The sequence below is a fragment of the Nocardia mangyaensis genome (genome assembly GCF_001886715.1).
GTDB lineage: Bacteria > Actinomycetota > Actinomycetes > Mycobacteriales > Mycobacteriaceae > Nocardia > Nocardia mangyaensis.
Map to the genome: position 1 here is coordinate 107,655 of NZ_CP018082.1, position 19,282 is coordinate 126,936.

General features: G+C 69.0%; 13 protein-coding genes and 1 tRNA gene. 11 read left to right on the forward strand and 3 right to left on the reverse strand.

Features of this window, described 5'->3' with window-relative positions; genetic code table 11:
* Window positions 1–51: 51 nt before the first annotated feature.
* The 8 genes from BOX37_RS00530 (at window position 52) to BOX37_RS00565 (ending at window position 12,979) form a co-directional block, all read left to right on the forward strand.
* Window positions 52–1,887 (forward strand): putative bifunctional diguanylate cyclase/phosphodiesterase, encoded by a 1,836-nt coding sequence (locus tag BOX37_RS00530; RefSeq protein WP_240505156.1) that lies wholly within the window; start codon window positions 52–54, stop codon window positions 1,885–1,887.
* Between the two features lie 121 nt (window positions 1,888–2,008).
* Window positions 2,009–3,493, forward strand: a complete 1,485-nt coding sequence (locus tag BOX37_RS00535; protein WP_240505157.1) for an MFS transporter — start codon at window positions 2,009–2,011, stop codon at window positions 3,491–3,493.
* Window positions 3,494–3,736: 243 nt separating this feature from the next.
* On the forward strand, window positions 3,737–4,675 hold the full coding sequence (locus BOX37_RS00540) for a DMT family transporter (RefSeq protein ID WP_156910219.1): 939 nt from the start codon (window positions 3,737–3,739) through the stop codon (window positions 4,673–4,675).
* A 201-nt stretch (window positions 4,676–4,876) separates the two neighbouring features.
* Window positions 4,877–6,748, forward strand: coding sequence for a serine/threonine-protein kinase (locus BOX37_RS00545; RefSeq protein ID WP_167659880.1), 1,872 nt, complete (start codon window positions 4,877–4,879; stop codon window positions 6,746–6,748).
* Window positions 6,749–6,832: 84 nt separating this feature from the next.
* On the forward strand, window positions 6,833–7,999 hold the full coding sequence (locus BOX37_RS00550) for a DUF7373 family lipoprotein (RefSeq protein ID WP_071925733.1): 1,167 nt from the start codon (window positions 6,833–6,835) through the stop codon (window positions 7,997–7,999).
* Between the two features lie 3 nt (window positions 8,000–8,002).
* Window positions 8,003–9,874 carry a serine/threonine-protein kinase gene (locus BOX37_RS00555; RefSeq protein ID WP_071925734.1) on the forward strand — a complete coding sequence of 624 codons (1,872 nt, stop codon included), beginning with the start codon at window positions 8,003–8,005 and terminating at the stop codon, window positions 9,872–9,874.
* Window positions 9,871–11,778 (forward strand): protein kinase domain-containing protein, encoded by a 1,908-nt coding sequence (locus BOX37_RS00560; RefSeq protein ID WP_071925735.1) that lies wholly within the window; start codon window positions 9,871–9,873, stop codon window positions 11,776–11,778. The genes BOX37_RS00555 and BOX37_RS00560 overlap by 4 nt, the downstream gene beginning before the upstream one ends.
* A 157-nt stretch (window positions 11,779–11,935) precedes the next feature.
* Entirely contained in the window at window positions 11,936–12,979 is a 1,044-nt protein-coding gene (locus BOX37_RS00565) for a Gfo/Idh/MocA family protein (protein WP_071925736.1), read from the forward strand.
* 47 nt (window positions 12,980–13,026) lie between these two features.
* Here BOX37_RS00565 and BOX37_RS00570 read toward each other — a convergent pair whose 3' ends face one another.
* Entirely contained in the window at window positions 13,027–14,562 is a 1,536-nt protein-coding gene (locus BOX37_RS00570; protein ID WP_071925737.1) for a Rieske 2Fe-2S domain-containing protein, read from the reverse strand.
* 579 nt (window positions 14,563–15,141) lie between these two features.
* On the opposite strand from BOX37_RS00570, the gene BOX37_RS00575 reads away from it, so the two are divergent.
* The 3 genes from BOX37_RS00575 (at window position 15,142) to BOX37_RS00585 (ending at window position 16,468) form a co-directional block, all read left to right on the forward strand.
* Window positions 15,142–15,903, forward strand: a complete 762-nt coding sequence (locus BOX37_RS00575) for a lysophospholipid acyltransferase family protein (protein ID WP_071931067.1) — start codon at window positions 15,142–15,144, stop codon at window positions 15,901–15,903.
* 33 nt (window positions 15,904–15,936) lie between these two features.
* Window positions 15,937–16,251, forward strand: coding sequence for an OsmC family protein (locus tag BOX37_RS00580; RefSeq protein ID WP_071925738.1), 315 nt, complete (start codon window positions 15,937–15,939; stop codon window positions 16,249–16,251).
* Window positions 16,252–16,393: 142 nt separating this feature from the next.
* A tRNA-Gly gene (locus BOX37_RS00585) sits at window positions 16,394–16,468 on the forward strand.
* Window positions 16,469–16,506: 38 nt separating this feature from the next.
* Here BOX37_RS00585 and BOX37_RS00590 read toward each other — a convergent pair.
* Both BOX37_RS00590 and BOX37_RS00595 read right to left on the reverse strand, forming a co-directional pair.
* Complete coding sequence (locus tag BOX37_RS00590; protein ID WP_206045748.1) at window positions 16,507–16,893, reverse strand: hypothetical protein; 387 nt, start codon at window positions 16,891–16,893, stop codon at window positions 16,507–16,509.
* Between the two features lie 80 nt (window positions 16,894–16,973).
* Window positions 16,974–19,220: a heavy metal translocating P-type ATPase gene (locus BOX37_RS00595; RefSeq protein WP_071925739.1), complete on the reverse strand. Its 2,247-nt coding sequence runs from the start codon at window positions 19,218–19,220 to the stop codon at window positions 16,974–16,976.
* Window positions 19,221–19,282 lie beyond the last annotated feature (62 nt).

Consider the following 19,282-nt stretch of genomic DNA (forward strand, 5'->3'; position numbering starts at 1 on the left):
TTTGTAGCATGTGGCAAACGACCTGACCCGACAACATCTAGGCTGGTGCTCGTGCGAGGAATCGGGGCGCGCGGCGATACCCGAACCCGGGTGCGGGCGGCATCGGCGTTGGCGACGGCAAAAGTCATGGCCAGGACAACGGGGGCGTTCTACGTCCTCGGAGGTGTCCTCGGCCTGACGATCACTGCCGTGGCGCCGGGCGACGACGGCAACCGGTTGCTGGTCGGGACCGCGGCCGCGGTCGCGCTGTTCCTCGGGCTGACCCTGCTGGCCTGGGGTCCGCGGATGCCGCACTCCCTGCATCACCTCTACCTCGCCACCGCGACCGTGCTGGTGACGATCGCGGTGCACTCCTTCCCGAACCTGGTCGGCGGTATCACGCTGGCTTCGTTCTATGTCTTCATCGCCTGTGACGCCGCGCTGTTCTTCGCCTGGTCGCAGGCGGCCGCGCACATCGGCTTCGCGATGGCGCTGTGCCTGTGGGTGCTGCCCGATCGCGGGCTGCCGTGGTGGTCCGGGCTCATTCCCGCCGGTGTCACCTTCGGCGCCGGGGTGGTCGTCGGCATCCTGACCAGAATGGCCTCCGACGCCGATATCGACGTGCTCACCGGCCTGCTGAACCGGCGTGGTTTCGAGAAGCAGCTCAATCCGGCGATCGACGCCGCCGGTCGCGGCGGTCAGGGGCTGTCGCTGGTCCTGGTCGACCTCGACCGCTTCCAGAAGATCAACGACCACCTCGGCCACCGCGCCGGTGACGCGGTCCTGCAGCGTGTCGCCGACACCTGGCTCGACCTGCTCGCCCCCGATCAGGTGCTGGCCCGTTTCGGCGGCGACGTCTTCGCCCTGCTGCTGCCCGGCACCACCGAGCAGGCCGCGATCCTGCTCACCGAGCAGCTGCGCGCCGCGGTGACCATGGGCTGTTCGGCCGGTGTCACCTCCTGGCAGCCGGGTGAATCGGGATCGCTGCTGATCAGCCGCGCCGACGTGGGCCTGTACCGGGCCAAGCAGGCAGGCCGCAATCGCACGGTGCTCGAATCCTCGCGGCAGCTACCGCTGGCGGTGGAGCTGCGCGAGGCGATCGACCGCGGCGCGCTCGACGTGCACTACCAGCCGATCGTCAGCCTGACCGAGGACGGCGGCCGCGCGGTCGGTGTCGAGGCGCTGCTGCGCTGGTCGTCCAATGCCCAGCCCGAGGTCTCCACCGAGGGACTGATCCGGGTCGCCGAGGAATACGACCTCATCTCCGACCTGGACGAACTGGTGTTGCGCCGCGCCTGCGCCGATGCCGCCCGCCTGCAGGAGAGCTTCGCCTCGCTGGACCTGACCCTCAATGTCAACGTCTCGGGCCTGGAACTGGCCGAGACCGACTACGCCGAGCGGGTCGCGACCATCCTGTCCGAGACCGGCTGGCCCGCCGACCAGCTCGTCCTCGAGGTCACCGAGAGCGAGCTGGCCGCCGAATCCCAGACCGCGATCGCCAACCTGCACACCCTGCGCGACCGTGGTGTGCGCATCGCCATCGACGACTTCGGCACCGGTTACTCCTCACTCAGCCGCTTGGCCACCATTCCCAGCGACATCCTCAAGGTCGACCAGTCCTTCGTCGCCGCGATCCGCTCCGATTCCCCGGCCCCGCCGTTGCTCGGCGTGATCGCCGCGCTCAGCAAGTCGCTGGATCTGCAGGTCATCGCCGAGGGTGTGGAGACCGAGTACCAGGCGGCCGTGCTCACCGAACTCGGCTTCGCGCTGGCCCAGGGCTACCACTACAGCGACTCGCATCCGGTCTCGGAACTGATCAACGATCTCAACGAAGGTGGCGCTCGGGCGCTTGCGGACACCACGGAGGACGCCTCGCTTGCCGCCAAGGGGTGGATCCCCTATCCCTGACCGGCGCGATATTCGCTTGACGGTGGTCGGCGTGCGGCGAAATACTGATCCCATGCGGATGCTCTTCTACGGCTGTTGACCTTCCTCGCTCCGGGGGCGCTGCGCGGCCGCGGTGGCACGGGTGACCCGTGAGCCGGTGGGTGTGCGTGGTGTCGCGGTGCGTGCGGTGCTGTTCAGGGGCACCGGGGATCTGCTCCCGATCTACGCGCTGTACGGCGTGCTGTTCGCCGATCATGGGCTGAACACCGCGCAGATCTCGCTGCTGCTCGCCATCTGGTCGGTGACCTCGTTCGTGCTCGAGGTGCCCTCGGGTGCCTGGGCCGACACCGTCTCCCGGCGCGGCCTGCTCATCCTGTGCTGCGTGTTGCAGGCTGCCTGCTTCGCGTCCTGGATGGTGGCGCCGACCTTCGCCGGGTTCGCCCTCGGTTTCCTGCTGTGGGGAATGGCCAGTGCGCTGGAATCGGGCACCTTCGAGGCGCTGATCTACGACGACCTGGTCGCGCGCGGTGAACCGTCGGCCTATGCCTCGATCATGGGTTGGGCGCGTGGTGCGCAGGAGGGCACGGTCCTCGTCGCGATCCTCGCCGCCGCACCCTTGTTCGTATGGGGCGGATATCCGCTGGTCGGGTGGGTCAGTGTCGGTATCGGCGTCCTGCACACCCTCACCGCCTTCGCGCTCCCCACCGCGCCGAAATCCATCTCCGCCACCGCGGTCGACGATCTCGACGATGAGCCGAACCTCGGCACGTTGGGCCCCCACATCGTTCCCGGCCCACCGGCCGGCTCGACAGACCCGCACGGTTCGACCGGCATCGAGCAGCGGTCCGCGCGCTCGGCCGACGAACAGCCGCGCCCGGACGAATCGGCTTCGGCCGGTGCCACATCCGGGCCGGTCGACCGGGGCACGAGTGGCGACCCACGCCGGTCCGGTGGCGCATCGGAGGTTCATGAATCCGGCGCGGCCGAGCCGGCGAGTGCCGCGCCGTCGTCGCGGTATCTGACCATGCTGCGGACCGGGCTCGGCGAGGCATTGCGGGTGCGCCGCGTCCGGCGCGGTGTGCTGCTGGGCGCGCTGCTGTACGGCATCACCGCGTTCGACGAGTACTTCGGTCTGCTCGCCGTTTCCGGAGGCGCGTCGACGAGCACCTCGGCCCTGCTGGTCGGGGTGACGGTGGTCGGCTCGCTGGTCGGTTCGCTGCTGGCCGGTCGCGCTGAAGCCCTCTCCGCGCGCACGCTGTCGATCGCGCTGTTCGTGGCCGGAATCCTGTTCATCGCGGGCGCGTTGGCAGTTGGTGTGGGCGCGGGTCCCGCGCTGCTGTGGATCGGGTTCCTGGGGATCGGCATCGCCTACGGCATCGACTTCACTGTCGAGGTGGTCGCGGGCGCCCGCCTGCAGGACGCGATCGAGGGTCCGGCCCGTGCGACGGTCACCTCGGTCTCGGGCCTGCTGTCGGAGGTCGTCGCCCTCGCGGTCTTCGGCTTCGTCGCGGCCGCCACCGTCTGGCTGTCGATGTCGGTCACCATCGCCGCTCTCGGCCTCGTCCTGCTCGCCACCGCCGCTGTGATTCCCACCTGGCTTCCACCACGCCGCGACGAAGCGGCCTGATTCGCGGTCCCCGGGTCGGGTGACGAAGCTGCTCGACCTGCGGTTTTGCCGTTTCATGGTCGGTCTGGCCGCTCCGATCGCTGTCGGGCCGCCGACGTGCGGCGTCGTCGGCGTCGGTGCTCCGGTCCGCCGCGGCGCAGTCGGTAGGCACGCGCGACGATCAGTTGTGGTCGGGCGGAGCGGCGGGCGATGGCTGGCATGCTCGTGTCGAACGACAGGGTGATGAGCGAGAGAGGAGTGGGGGTGAGCGGGCGCAGCGGGATCGGGCTGGTGTTCGGTTTCTGTATCGGGGCCGGGGTGGCGGTGCAGGGGCGGGTCAACGGTGCGCTCGGGGCGGAACTGGGTGACGGGGTCGCCGCGGCGACGATCAGCTTCGGCACCGGGCTGATGGTCCTGCTGATCGCGTTCGCGTGCAGCCCCACCTTGCGGACCGGGTTCGGCACGGTGCGAAACGCAGTGTCACAGGGCAGTTTGCGACCATGGCACCTGCTCGGTGGGCTGTGTGGTGCCTTCTTCGTGGCGAGTCAAGGGCTCACGATCGCCGCCATCGGGGTCACCGCGTTCACCGTTGCCGTGGTCGCGGGTCAGCTGCTCAGCAGCCTGGTGGTCGACCGGCTCGGCCTCGCCCCGAACGGCCGGACCGCGATCACCCCGCTGCGCGTGGCCGCCGCGGTCCTCGGCATCGGCGGCGTCGTCCTCTCGGCCAGCGGCCGATCCGTCCCGGTCACCGTGGTCACCGGCGTCCCCGACATCCCCCTTCTGCTCATCGTCCTGCCCGCCCTCGCAGGCGTCGGCCTGGCCTGGCAGCAGGCGGTGAACGGCCGGGTCGGCGCGGTCGGCGGCCCCTTCACCGCCACCCTGGTCAACTTCGTCGTCGGCCTGATCGCCCTGTTCCTGTTCGACCTCCATACCCTGACCACCACCGGGCTACCGGCCCAATTCCCCACCGAACCATGGCTTTACGTCGGCGGTGTCATCGGCGTCGGCTTCATCGCCCTGGCCGCGGTCACCGTCGGCATGATCGGTGTCCTCCTGCTCGGCCTCACCTCGGTCGCGGGCCAACTCGTCGCGGCGGTCCTGCTCGACGCCGCCGCGGGCACACTCTCCCGCACCGCTGTTCTCAGCTGCGCGATCGTGCTGTGCGCGGTGGTCGTCGCCAGCCGGGCCACCGCATCCGCCTGAGCACCACCCGCCCGCCAACCAGGGTCACGCTGCGCGTGAGGTAGTGGGCGACGCTGCCCCGGCACCGAACCGCCAGCCCGGGGCCGGCGCGATCCGTCGACGGCGCGCAACAGCGCCCGAATGCTAGGTTGCTGGCGAGAATACGGCCGAGTAGTCGGTCGGCCCGTGCGGAGCGCGGGCACGAAGTGGGGGTGTCACACAGTGCTCGAGCAGCTATCGCCGGGCGAGTCGACGATGATCGGTCGCTATCGGATTCGCGGTGTACTCGGTGCGGGTGGAATGGGGCGAGTGCTGCTGGCCACCGGTCCCGACGGCAGGTACGTCGCGGTCAAGCAGATTCATCCACACCTGCTCGACGACAGCGATTTCCGGGCTCGCTTCGCGCGTGAGGTCAGTATCTCCACCCGGGTTTCCGGCGCGTTCACCGCCGCCGTGGTCGACTTCGACACCGGTGCGAACCCCTGGCTGGCTTCGGTGTTCATCGCAGGTGTCCCGTTGGACCGGGCTGTGCGCGAATACGGGCCACTGCCGGTCCCCGCCTTGCGCACCTTGGCCTCCGGTCTCGCCTCGGCATTGCACGCCATCCACGGCGCCGGACTCGTGCATCGAGATCTCAAGCCCGCCAATGTGATCCTGGCCGCGGATGGACCGCGGGTGATCGACTTCGGCATCGCGCAGGCCACCGAGGGCGGTACGCCGCTCACCGAGACCGGTGCGGTGGTGGGCTCGCCCGCCTACATGTCGCCGGAGCAGGCGATGAGCGAACCGGTGACAGCGGCCGCGGACATCTTCTCGCTCGGTTCGCTGCTGGTCATGGCGGCCACCGGACAGAGTCCGTTCGCCGCTTCCTCAGCGCCCTATGCCCTGTTCAATATCGTGCACAGCGAACCACAGCTCGACGCGGTGCCGCTGGAGCTGCGCGAACTGATCGGCGCGTGCCTGCGCAAAGACCCTGCCGCGCGGCCGACCGCGGTACAGATCCTCGACTACCTCGGCGTACTGCCGGTCCAGGCGTTGCCGTGGTCGGCACCGATCCACGCCGAGATCGCCCAGCAGTCGCGATATCTGGTCTCGCTGACAGCGGATCCAGAAGCGACACAGGTTCTTTCGTCGAGCTCGGTCGTCCCGATCGCACCGTCCCCCGCTCCCGCCCCGAAGCGTCGTCGACGCGCGCTCGCGCTCGTGGCGGTGACGGCGGTGGTGATCGTGGGGACGGTCGGCGCCATCCTCGTGCGCGGTGAGAAACCCACGGTGCGGGCGAGCCCCGCGGCGGCCCTGCCGAGCCTGGCGCAACTGCGCGCGATCGATGCCTGCGCCTGGCTGCCCGCCGCACTCGGTGACACCCTGCCCGCGGCCCTCGCCGCCACCGGCCAGACCAGGGTCGAGCAGTGGCGCTGGCAGCAGACCTCGGGCTGGGGCTGTGAGGGCACCTCGGGCGCGGCCCGAGTCACCATCGAAATCGGCACCGCCATCGATGGATTCACCCCGACGGGCACCACCCGTCACGGCTTCGCCGAGCTGCGCCGCGGCACCGAATGCCTGCTCGGCATCGACAACGGCGCAGGCGATCGACGCTGGGGCATCTCGGTCAGCACGGCCGAACGCACCACGTGCGCACTGGCCGAGTACGCCCTCGACCGGCTCACCGCCACCATCGCCGACGCACCCAGCCTGCCCGGGACGCCATCGACGCTGGCGACCCTGGACCCGTGCGGATTGGCATCGGAGTCCGAGCTCACCGCCGTAGGCGCGGCGGGCCCCGGCAGCGGCTTCGCACACACCTGCGAGTGGCACGGTGACTCCACGGTGCGGCTCACCCTGGGGGTTCCCCGGCGCGAGGACCTCCCGACGTTCCTGCGCAAGACCATCGACGTCGGTGACGGCGTGCTGCTCGAAGAACCGACCGGCATGTTGGTCGATTGCCCCCGCTTCTACCGATTCCGCGAGGTCGGCGAGACTTCCGTGGAGGCTGTGACGGTTCAGGTCACCCGCTCGACCGGACAGCCGGACGCGACGTTGTGCACTGATACCGAAGCGATTCTGAAGGCGATTGTCGGCCGGCTACCGCAGTAGCGGCCATGGATCGCCAGATGATAGTTTCACCGCAGATAGGGAGGACCCGGCCGCCCGTGGCGCCCTGGTCGGAGGGGAATCTTCGTGCGGCACAGGTCGCGTCGGCTCGCGACGCTCACGGTTCTGGTCCTCGGTGTAGTCACCGCGTGTGCAGATCAACCCGGTCTCGATTACGGCGGCTACTCCGCCCAGCCGATCGCCGCCGACTACGACATCGAGCCCAGCTACCACCGCGGTGTCCTGACCGAGTCGCTGCGGATCGGTGAGCGGTTGGCGATCGCCGAGCAGATCGACCCCGACCTGTCGCGTACTCGTGGTGGCGGGGTGATCGTCGACCACCGCGGCGTCGACGACATGCTGTCGAGCTCGCAGCGCGAGGCGCTGGCACCCTTCGACGTGCTGGCGGGCTTCGGCGCGATCGCGGGCAACGACCAGGTGCACGACGAGGCCAGGCTCAAATTCCTGTCGATCGCGATCCTGGCCCTGCCCAGCGAGGAGATCGCCGGTCAGGCGGCGGCCGCCATGGCGAGAGCCGATTTCGAGGCCAATATCGACAACGCGCCGCTACCGGTGCCGGAATTCCCTGCGGCTCTGAACCATTGGCGGCCCGGTGTCCCGACCGTGGGTAGTTGGCTGGTGTGGCAGAACATGGTGATCCGGGTGTACGCCAAGGTGATCGAGCCGAGTCCCGAGGTGCTGAGCGACCTGCTGACCCGGACTTATCGCGCGCAACTCGCCGAACTGGCGGGTTTCACGCCGATGCCGCCCGAACAGTTCACCACGGTCAGGATGGACCCCGACGGCCTGCTCACCCGGGTGGTCTCGACCGGTGAAACCACACCGCAGCACGAGGAATTCGCGGTGTATGGTCCGCGTGCGTTCGCCCTGTTGGTGGACCGGCCGTCGGTGCGGTTGGACCTGTTGGAGCGCCATCGAATCTCGGCGGTCGCGGTGTCGCACAACAAGTTTCTGTATCGCGCGGGTTCGCCGGACGCGGCCCGCGCCTATGCCGACGAGCTCGTGGCCGTCCGTGACGCGGACTACACCGCGATGCCAGGGGTGCCCGGGCTGCCCGCGGTGCGGTGCCAGCGAGCGCTGCGGCCCAACCCGTCCGAGTTCGAGGCCGTCCGGTTCTCCTGCGTGGTGACCCACGGCGAGTTCGTGGTTCGCCTGCTGAGCAATCAGGACACCGATGTCCGGCAGCTGGCGGCGGCGCAATACGCGTTGCTGGCCGACGGTGCGGGGGCGTAGTCGATGAAACCTCGTGGACCGCACGATCCCGAAACCCTGGGCCGCTACCGCATACTGGCCGCGATCGGCCAGGGCGGGATGGGCCAGGTGCTGCTCGGCCAGGGCCACGACGGTCGGCTGGTCGCGGTGAAGCAGATTCATCCTCAGTTCACCGGCAGTCCCGAGTTCCGTGCTCGTTTCCGCCGGGAGGTGCTGGCCTCACAGCAGGTCACCGGGGCCTACACGGCGGGGGTAGTCGATCACGACGCTGATGCCGAGAGCCCGTGGCTGGCCTCGGAATACATCGCCGGACCGTCGCTACAGGAGGCGGTTGGCGAGTTCGGCAAGCTGAACGCGAGCGGGCTCAGGCTGCTCGCCGCCGGTCTGGCGATGGCGCTGCTCGAAATCCACCGCACCGGACTGATCCATCGCGATCTCAAGCCGAGCAATGTGCTGCTCACCAACGAAGGCCCGCGGGTGATCGATTTCGGTATCGCCAGGGCGCTCGAGGACGATGTCACCCTCACCGCGACCGGTGCGATTCTCGGTTCACCGGCGTACATGTCACCGGAGCAGGCCGAATGCCGCCCGCTCACCACGGCGTCCGATGTGTTCGCGGTGGGTGCGATCCTGGCGATGGCGGCAACCGGCGCCAGCCCGTTCGCGGCGGCGTCGACCCCGCAGGTGCTCTACAACGTGCTCTACACCACCCCCGATACCAGTGCGGTGCCCGAGGATCTGCGTGCCCTGGTCGACGCGTGCCTGGTCAAGGACCCAGCACAACGTCCGACCCCGGAGCAACTGCTCGACGCGGCGCGGGACCTGCGCGCCGAGCCGGTCTGGCCGGTCCGTATTCGCCGGCGCATCGCCGATCACCAGGCCGAGGCGAGCCGGTGGGCGGCGGGCATCGGTGCGGTGGCCGAGCCGCCACCGAGTCGGCGCGCGTTTCACCGCGCCCCACGGCGCACCAGCGTGGTCTTCGTCGCCGCGGCGGTCTCGGCGCTCGTGCTGGCCGCCATCGCTTTCACGGGGATCGGGCGTGACGGGCACGCGCAGGCGATGGCGGATCCGCCGCTGGCACTGACCGTCGCCGAGGCTCGCCGTCTCGACGTCTGCGAGCTGTTGAAGCCCGATGTCCTGCGCGATTTCGGCAAGCACACTGCCGAACTCACCCGCGTCGGTGTCGACGGGTGCAGCACGATCTACGGCTGGGACGAGGACAAGACGTACTTCTCCTTCAATGTCGCCGTCCCGCAGGCCGAGGTCATCGGCGGAAAGACGAAGTTCGGCAGCACGATCGGCTGGATGCCGGTGGTAGGGCAGCACAAGGAGGCGGCCGCCTGCGACCGCACGGTCCTGACCCAGAGTGGTCTGCCCCTGGCCATCACGATGCAGGCCCAGGTGGAGCCGTCGAAGCGCGATGGGTGCCCGGCCGCTGAGCGCGCGCTCGGCGCGGTGGTGCATCGGCTGTCGGTGAATCCGCCGCTGATCGACTACGAACCCGACTCGGTCCTGCTGCTCGATCCTTGCGCCCTGCTCGACCGCGCGGCGACCATGCCCGTTGTCGGTGACCCCGCGCTGCGACGGGTACAGGGCCCGCACGGCTGCATGATTGTGGGCAGCGACGGGTTGGTCATCCTCGATTTCGACGACCGGCTGCGCCCCGATGTCGGCAGTCGCACCAGGGACGAGACGATGACCGTCGCGGACCGGACCATCCACATCGATCTGCAGTCGCCGCGGCACTGCGTGCTCATCGCCATGCAGCGGCCGAGCCGCGACGACCAGGCCGAAATCGTCAAACTGGGCTACTACCCGGATGATCCGTCGCCGGACGCCTGCGCCACGGCCGCCGCGCTGTTCGCCCCCATCCTCGCGGAGTTGCCCACCTCATGACGATCCAACCGCTGGGCCCCGGTGATCCCGAACGTATCGGCCGCTATCGGCTGCTCGGTGCGCTGGAGCCGACCGTGGGATTCCGGCCGATCCTCGCCGCCGCCCCGGACGATTCCCTGGTGGTCGTACATCAGGCTCAGCCGGAGATGCTCGATGAACCGGACTTTCGAATCCGGCTGCGGCACAGTGCTATCGCTGGCATGCGGGTATCGGGCGCGTCGAACACCACCGTGCTCGATGTCGATGCCGACGAGGAAAGGCCCTGGCTGGCATCGGCGTTCGTGCCCGGCATCCGACTCGATCGAGCGATCCAGACCTGCGGACCACTGCCCGTGCCCGCTGTCCGGGCGCTCGCCGCCGCCCTGGCGACGGCCCTGCGAGCGGTGCACGCCGCGGGTCTGGTGCACCAGCGAGTGCGCGCCGATTCCGTCCTGTTGACAAGGGACAGTGGATGTCTCGGTGAGATCGGCATCACCCCGGCGGCCGGCCCCGCGCCGACCGGAACCGCGACAGTTCTCGGCACCCCGGAGTTCCTTTCGCCGGAACAGGCACTCGGCCTGCAACTCACCCCGGCGGCCGACGTGTTCGCCCTCGGCTCGGTACTGGCCTTCGCCGCGGGCGGCTTCGCCCCGTTCACCGCCCCGTCGGTGCCCTACATCCTGTTCAACATCGCCCAGCGCGATCCCGACCTGAGCCGCGTGCCAGAGCCGCTGCGCGAGTTGATCGCCGCATGCCTGCGCAAGGAGCCGGGCGCGCGCCCGACCCCGGCACAGATCTTGGACTACCTCGGCGGCCCGCCGAGCGGCCCGGCGCCCTGGCCCGCCGACCTCGTCGCCGACATCGACAGCCGCCGACAGCACGTGTCAGCACTGCTGGCCGCACTGCCACCGGTGGTCGCAGCGGACCCGGTGCCCGCGCGCCCACTTCCCGAAGTTGCCGCCGCGGCGATGGCGAGAGTTCGCGCGTGGACGATGGACCACTGGCAGCGAAGCGGCCCGCGGGCCCGGCGCGGACTGGGCGCGGGTCTCGCCGCGCTGCTGCTGCTCGTCACCACGGGCGTCGTCCTGCTCGCCCGTGCCTCCGGCGAACCCACCCCCGTGACCGGTCTCGCCCTCGCCGAGCTGCGCCGCATCGACGCCTGTCCCTGGCTCGACACGGTCATGGGCGACACGGTCCCGGTCGTACCGACCCCATTGCCCAGGGACGCCTGGGAGCTGACGCCGACCCCCAGCTGGGGTTGCCGGGCCGTGGCGGGCAAGAACACCATCGAGCTGACACTCGGTAAGGAGATGGAGTACCTGACCGCACACCAGAGCATCGTCGACGACATCCCGATCATTCATGGCACTCCGCACGGCTGTGTCCGGGTGATCGCGAGCCCGGGCGGGGAACACGAGGCCGGCCTGGTCCTCGACTACACCCAGTACGGCGACGAGACGAACTGCGGCACCGCCGATCACCTGATCGCCGAGTTCGCCCGAACGCTGACGAGCGCACCGCGCGCGGCCGACCGAGGCGACTCCTTGGCCGCCCTCGATCCCTGCGCACTTCTCGATCGCGACAATGTGGCGCAGCGAATCGGCGCCGTGCCGAAGGCACCGACCATCGCAGATGCTCACACCTGCGAGTGGACCGGCGAGGTGGATCTCACTCTCGATCTGCTCCGTACCAGCACGCTCACCAGCGGCGACGAAGTGATCACCACCACCGTTGACGGCTTCCGCGTCTTCCTCGACCAGGGCAGATCGAATGCCATCTGCACCAGAGCCGCCCTCGCACCTGGCTCCGACGAGGAGACGATCGAGATCCAGATATCGGGCATCCCCGATGACCGACGCGACGAGTACTGCGCCGTCGCGGTCGCGGTGCTGCGCGATGTGGTGACAAAGCTGCCCGCGAGCTGAACCCCTTGCGTTCCGCGTGTGATCCGCCGACGGGAGTCGGTAGCGGCCTGGCTCGCCGCGACTTTCCTGCGCCAGGCGATCGACAAGCTCCCCGACCGCTGACCTCCCCCGCCGCGGGGCATACTCGGACCCGGAGACCACCACGAAGGGGTGCGGGATGGATGAGCTCGGGGTTGCGATCGTCGGGTACGGGCTGGCCGGGTCGGTGTTCCACGCGCCGTTGATCGCGGCGGATCCGCGGTTGCGGGTCGCGTCGGTGGTCACCTCGTCGCGGGAGCGGGCCTTGCAGGCGCAAGCCGAGCATCCCGGGGTACGGGTGTGGGCGACGGCCGAGGAGATGTTCGCCGAGGACGAGGATGTCGATCTCGCGGTGATCGCCGCGCCCAACCGCATGCACGCGGAGCTGGCCACGAAGGCGTTGGCGGCCGGGCTGCCGGTGGTCGTCGACAAGCCGTTCGCGGTGACGGCCGCCGAAGCCGAAGCGGTGGTCGAGGCCGCCGAGCGGGCGGATCTGCCGCTGAGCGTGTTCCAGAATCGCCGCTGGGACAACGATTTCCTGACCGTGCGTGGGCTGATGGACGCGGGTGAATTCGGTGAGGTCCGCAGGTTCGAGTCCCGGTTCGAGCGCTGGCGGCCGGTGTCCAAGGGCGGCTGGCGCGAGGTGGGCGCCGCCGCGGACGGGGCGGGGATTCTGTTCGACCTGGGCAGCCACCTGGTCGACCAGGCAGTGGCGCTGTTCGGTCCCGTCACCGAGGTCTACGCCGAGCTCGATCGCCGCCGCCCGGACGTCCAGGCCGACGACGACGCCTTCATCGCCCTCACCCACGCCTCCGGCACCCGGTCACAGCTGTGGATGAGTGCCGTTGCGCCACAACTGGGTCCGCGCCTGCGCGTGCTCGGCTCCGAGAACGGGTACTCCGTGTACGGCCTCGATCCCCAGGAAGCCGACCTGCGCGCGGGCCGCCGCCCCGACGACGGAAAGCCCTGGGGCACAGTCTCCGCCGACAGCTGGGGCACTTTCGGCGCGGGTGAGGACCTGCGCACCATTCCGACGGTCCCGGGCGACTACCCGGCCTTCTACGCGGGCATGGCGGCCACTCTTCTCGACGGTGCCCCGGTCCCCGTGGACCCCCGTGACGCGGTGGAAACCCTGCGCATTCTCGAATACGCGCGCCATGTCGCGGGTTCTGCCGAATCCTGAGCACAAAAAGCGGGGCGATGCCGAACATCGCCCCGCCCGTCCACATCTCAGAGCTTGCGGGCCCGCAGCTCGTGACCCTTCGACGTCTTGCAGCGACCCGATTCCAGATCCCACTGCCAGCCGTGCAGGTTGCAGGTGAGGTTGTTGCCTTCCACCACACCGAATTTCGACAGATCGGCCTTCAGGTGCGGACAGCGTCGCTGAACTTCCCAGCCGTCGAGGTCGATGACGGCGGAATCGTCGTGCGCCTCGGAGAACCAGCCGTCGGCGTAGGCGATGCGCTCGTCGGTGAGGCACTTGAAGAAGGTGTAGAGGAACTCGTTGTAGCCACCGATGCGCCACGCCTGGAAGCGGGTGGACAGGAAGATGGTGTTCACCCAGTCCGGCTCGTTGTCGCGCAGTACGGTGCGCACCAGCTCGGGGGCGATCCGGAAGCCGTAGCGGTAGCGGCCCTCGCCTTCGATCGGCGCGCGCACGGTGCGGTGCGGGAAGTCCAGCACCACCGTCTCCTCGCCGATCACCAGGCCCACCGGGTAGCCGATGCCGTCGCTGATCAGCGCGCTCTGCTTCATGATCGGCTCGAACAGTTCCCGCAGCGGCTCGAGCAGTGAACCCTCGCCGGTCTCCCAGGTCGCCTTCTCGGCGGCCAGCACCGGCGCGAAACGCTCGGCCATCTCGGCGATGTAGGCGGCCTTGTCGCCGTAGATCCGGTCGGGATCGAAGGGGTGGGCCAGGTCGAGGTCCTTGCCGCGCACATCGGCGACCGAGCCGGGAATCATCAGGATGCCACCGGCGTTGCCGTGGATCTCCATCTGCTCGAGGAACACCATCTGGTCGGGGAAGATGTTGCCCTCGTCGCCGCGGTCGTCGTTGAGGTAGCGCAGCTCTTCGTCGAGGAACACCGGCGGACCGGCCGACGGGACGACCCAGGTGGCGCCGACCTGCTCGATGTAGGAGCGAGCGCGGTCCATGCCGCGCTGGCGCTTCTGCTTGCCGAAGTTGGCCTTGGTGCGGGCCGGGATGTCGTAGACGGCCGGATACCAGATGGCGCCCGAGTACTGCAGCAGGTGGATGTCGATGTCGCCGAACGCGTCGTGGATGACGTCCATGTCCACCGGTCGGGCATCGTTCATGTTGAAACAGGTGGTCTCGCCGTCGGAGACGAGGATGCCCGAGTCGCCGATGGGCCCGTCGGCGGGCGCGCGCAGCGCCACGATCATGATGTCGAGCGAACCCTTGGGCCCGGTCACCGTGTGCTTGACCGAGTCCTGGGTCTCGAAGAACGTGGTGAAGCCCAGTGCCTCGAGCTCACGGCGCAGATCCGGCACCGGGTAGTCGGGCAGCAGGATGGTCGCGTCCTTGTTGACGTACTTGCGCAGGTGCGCGGCGTCGAAGTGGTCGCGATGCAGATGGGAGACGTACAGGTAGTCGACATCGCCGAGCGACTCCCAGTCGAGCTGGGTGTTGTCCGGGAACGGGAACCACGAGGCGAAATAGGCGGGATTGACCCATGGGTCGCACAGGATCGTCCCGGCCGTGGTTCGGATGTGGAAGCCTGCGTGTCCGACGCTGGTGATCTGCACGAGCTGTTTCCTCCTACCAGTATCTGATTCGCCGGATCAGGGGCCCTACGTGGTTACGCAAGCTACCGTCTCCGGGCCCTGACTGCTCCGGCGGACCAGCCAACCAGGGTAGTGGCTAAATCGTTACGTCACCGATGCAAAAGCCCTCAGTCGTCGCAACGACGGTATTTGTCCGATTTACGGTGTCGCCCGGAGCAGTGGTCACCGCAGGTGAACTGCCAGGTAGTCGCCACGAATCTGGTCGAATCGTATCTCTTCGCCCACGTAGGAGGTGACATTGCCTACTTTGCCCGAGTCGCCGGTCAAAGGGGGTGCTGAGAGGTTGCCGGTACTCCGGATATCCCAGGTTTCCGGGTTCACATCGCAGGTCAGGGCGATGGCATACTCGGTCTCGTTTGAGTGAAGACGGTTGCTGATGGACTGTCCGAGGTAACGGAGCGCGGTGAGTCGGAGGGTGGCTTCGTCGTAACCGGGCTCGACATCGGTCCGCGTACCTCCGCCGGAACACGGCCGACAGCGCAGGAGCCGGCGGTGGCGCCCCTGCCGGACGCGACGATCTGCGACTACGCTTGCGAACTTGTGGAACCCGTCTACCGGTCGATCATCGGCCTGGCCCGAACCGTCTTCTTCCTCGAAGGTCTGAAGTTCACCGTCAAGGGCGCGGAGAACATTCCCGCCTCCGGTGGTGCCGTGGTGGCGATCAACCACACCGGCTACATGGACTTCACCTACGCGGGACTGCCCGCGCGCACCCCTGGTCGCTACATCAGGTTCATGGCCAAACAGGAGGTGTTCGACAACGCCATCTCCGGCCCGATCATGCGCACCCTCAAACACATTCCGGTCGACCGCACGGCGGGCGCCGACTCCTACAAATCAGCGGTGAAATACCTGCGCGACGGCGAGCTCGTCGGCGTCTACCCCGAGGCCACCATCAGCCGCAGCTTCGAGATCAAGGAATTCAAGTCGGGCGCGGCCCGGATGGCGCTGGAAGCCGAGGTCCCGATCATCCCGATCGTCATCTGGGGTGCCCAGCGGGTGTGGACCAAGGGTTTCCCCAAGCGCCTCGGCCGCACCAATACCCCCATCTCGATCGCCGTCGGCGCTCCCATCAAGCCCTACGAACCCGCCGCCGACCTCACCGCCGAGCTCCGCACCACCATGCAGCGATTACTCGCCGAACTGCAGGAAACCTACGACCACGAGCCCGGCGCCTACTGGGTCCCCAAGCGCCTCGGCGGCAGCGCGCCCTCCCTGGAGGAGGCCACCGCCCTCGACGACGCCGAAGCCGCCGAACGCCTCGCCCGCAAAACCGCGAAAAACGAGGAACCGGACGTCTGACCTCCGCGCCCGCGGCGGGCCTACGCTGAGGCAATGACCACCACGGCGGAGCTGAAAGCCCTGCAAGCGCCGGTGAAGCAGCGGTATCGGGACGACCCGGCCGCCGCCATCACCGCGCTGCGCGCCGACGGCTCCTTCGCCGACCTCGGCATCACCTGCACGGTGCGCACTTTCGCCGGCCCCGTGCGGGCCGGGTTGCACCGCGCGACGGGCGGCGACGGCACCGACGCCTGCTCGGGCGACATGCTACTCGAGGCGATAGTGGCCTGCGCCGGGGTGACCTGCCGCAGCGTCGCCACCGCCCTCGGCCTGCCGATAACCGCCGCCACCCGCCCACGATCCGCGTGAACCGTGCGCTGGTGACCACCTGAGCGCGCGCACCGAGCGTGGCATGGGCCCGACCCGGATTTCGTCTTTCGGGGGGTCAGGCGCTAGAGTTTCTTCTCGCACGAGGAAGTCCCGGCGACCCCGGAACGGCCTCGATGTGCACGCGGATGTAGCGCAGTGGTAGCGCATCACCTTGCCAAGGTGAGGGTCGCGAGTTCGAATCTCGTCATCCGCTCCACGAAGGCCCGGTCGACACTCTGTCGCGCCGGGCTTTTCTCATGGTGCGGCCAGCAGCGCCCGCAGGTCGGGCACGCGCCACCGGTCGACGATGCCAGGGCACCCGCGCAGATACTCGACGATGCGATCGGTGCCCCACCCGTGGGATTCGCGCAGCCCCGCGCCGACCATGGCGAGGTAGCGCGCCGAAGGTCGTTGCGGCGCCACCGTTTCCGGTAGCCACGGCGCGGTGAAGGTCAGGATGGGTACGCCGTCCTCGGTGCCCGCGTGCACCACGGTCTCGTAGCGGCCCGCACCGAGTTCCACCGTGCCGTCGGCGAGCACCCGCGTCGGATCGAAGTCGCCGCCAGGTTCGCGGTACATCTCCTGGGCCTGCAGATCGGCGAACGGCATACCAGAGGTGCTGAACAGCGGGCACGGGCTCACCTCGCGAGGGTCGGTCGGACATGACCACACGCCGAAGCGCGGGCGGGGTGGGTTCACCACCTCGCCCGCGCTCCGGGCGGCTACTGTGCCGTCGACTTGAACCGGCGCAGCCGCAGGCTGTTGCTCACGACGAACACCGAGCTGAACGCCATGGCGGCACCGGCCAGCATCGGGTTGAGCAGCCCCGCCATGGCCAGCGGGATGGCTGCCACGTTGTAGGCGAAGGCCCAGAACAGGTTGCCCTTGATCGTGGCCAGGGTGCGTCGGGACAGGCGGATCGCGTCGGCGGCGGCCCGTAGGTCGCCGCGGACCAGGGTGAGGTCGCTGGCCTCGATGGCGACATCGGTGCCGGTGCCCATGGACAGGCCGAGGTCGGCCTGGGCGAGGGCGGCCGCGTCGTTCACGCCGTCACCGACCATGGCGACGACCTTGCCCTCGGCCTGCAGCCGCTTGACCGTGTCGACCTTGTCCTGCGGCAGCACCTCGGCGATCACCTCGGTGATGCCGACCTCGTCGCCGATGGCGCGGGCCGCGCGGGCATTGTCACCGGTGAGCAGGATCGGAGTGAGGCCGAGCTCGCGGAACTGCGAGATGGCCTGGGCCGAAGTCGGTTTCACCGCGTCGGCGACCACGAGCACGCCGCGTGCCTTGCCGTCCCAGCCCACGGCGACCGCGGTCTTTCCCGCCGACTCCGCTTCCGCCATGGCGGTTTCCAGGCTCTCGGGCAGCGGCTGCGACCAGTCGGCCAGCAGGCGCGCCCGGCCCACGATCACCGCGTGACCATCCACCACGCCCTGCACACCGAGACCCTCGAGATTGGCGAAGCCCTCCACCGGCAGCAGCGTTCCGTGCTCGTCCTGCGCGCCCTTGGCGATCGCCTGCGCGATCGGGTGCTCCGACGAATTCTCCAGTGCTGCGGCCAGTTCCAGTACCTGGCTGCGCAGCTCGCCCTCGGCGGGCAGTACGTCGAGCAGGGTCATCTTGCCGGTGGTGACGGTGCCGGTCTTGTCCAGCACGATGGTGTCGACCTCGCGGGTCGATTCCAGCACCTCGGGGCCCTTGATCAGGATGCCGAGCTGGGCGCCGCGACCGGTACCGACCATCAGCGCGGTCGGGGTGGCCAGGCCGAGGGCGCACGGGCAGGCGATGATCAGGACCGCGACGGCCGCGGTGAACGCCGCCGCGACCGCACCGCCGGTGCCGAGCCAGAAGCCGAGGGTGGCCACGGCCAGCGCGATCACGATCGGCACGAAGATGCCGGAGATCCGGTCGGCCAGCCGCTGGGCCTGCGCCTTGCCGGTCTGCGCGTCCTCGACCAGCCGTGCCATCTGGGCGAGCTGGGTGTCGGAACCGATTCTGGTGGCGCGCACCAGGAGACGCCCGCCGACATTCACCGTCGCGCCGGTCACACTGTCGCCCGCGCCGACCTCGACCGGTACCGATTCACCGGTCAGCATGGACGCGTCGACCGCCGAGCTGCCCTCACTGACCACGCCGTCGGTGGCGATCTTCTCGCCCGGTCGCACGATGAACTCGTCACCGACGGCCAACTGCTCCACCGGAATTCGCGTCTCGACACCGTCGCGGACCACCGCGACGTCCTTGGCGCCCAGCTCCATCAGCGCCCGCAGCGCCGCGCCCGCCTGCCGCTTCGACCGCGCCTCGAAGTAGCGCCCGGCCAGGATGAAGGTGGTGACACCCGCCGCGGCTTCCAGGTAGATGTTGCCGGTGCCGTCCATCCGCGCGATGGTGAATTCGAACGGGTGCGTCATCCCCGGCGTGCCCGCGGTGCCCCAGAACAGCGCGTACACCGACCAGCTGAGCGCGGCCAGCGTGCCCATCGACACCAGCGTGTCCATGGTGGCGGTGCCGTGCTTCAGGTTCGTCCACGCCGCCTGGTGGAAGGGCAGCGCGCCCCAGACCACGACCGGCGCGGCCAGCGTCAGCGAGAGCCACTGCCAGTAGGTGAACTGCAGCGCCGGGATCATCGCCATCGCGATCACCGGGACGGTGAGTACCAGCGAGACCAGCAGTCGGGTGCGCAGGGCGGCGGTCGGGTCAGGTTCGTCGGCGGGGGCCGCCTCGACCTTCGGCGCGGGGAGCGCGGCGCGGTAACCGGCCTGCTCGACGGTGGCGATGAGCTCCTCGGGGGAGACCTCACCGGTGACGTCGACCCGGGCCTTCTCGGTCGCGTAGTTGACCGTGGCGGTGACCCCGTCGAGCTTGTTGAGCTTCTTCTCGATCCGGTTCGCGCAGGAAGCGCAGGTCATGCCACCGATCACCAGTTCGACCTGGCCGGTGCCGGGTGTGTGTGTCGTGGTGGTCATGGCGTGCTCCGTTTCGTTCCTGATGTCGATTCTTGCCGAAGTGTTGCTCGAGTGGGGGAGTG

Excerpts from the sequence above, each read along its gene's own strand:
- BOX37_RS00580 (WP_071925738.1), top strand. The coding sequence starts at position 15,937 with ATGACCACCACGGCGGAGCTGAAAGCCCTGCAAGCGCCGGTGAAGCAG.
- BOX37_RS00555 (WP_071925734.1), top strand. The coding sequence starts at position 8,003 with ATGAAACCTCGTGGACCGCACGATCCCGAAACCCTGGGCCGCTACCGC.
- BOX37_RS00565 (WP_071925736.1), top strand. The coding sequence starts at position 11,936 with ATGGATGAGCTCGGGGTTGCGATCGTCGGGTACGGGCTGGCCGGGTCG.
- BOX37_RS00595 (WP_071925739.1), bottom strand. The coding sequence starts at position 19,220 with ATGACCACCACGACACACACACCCGGCACCGGCCAGGTCGAACTGGTG.
- BOX37_RS00560 (WP_071925735.1), top strand. The coding sequence starts at position 9,871 with ATGACGATCCAACCGCTGGGCCCCGGTGATCCCGAACGTATCGGCCGC.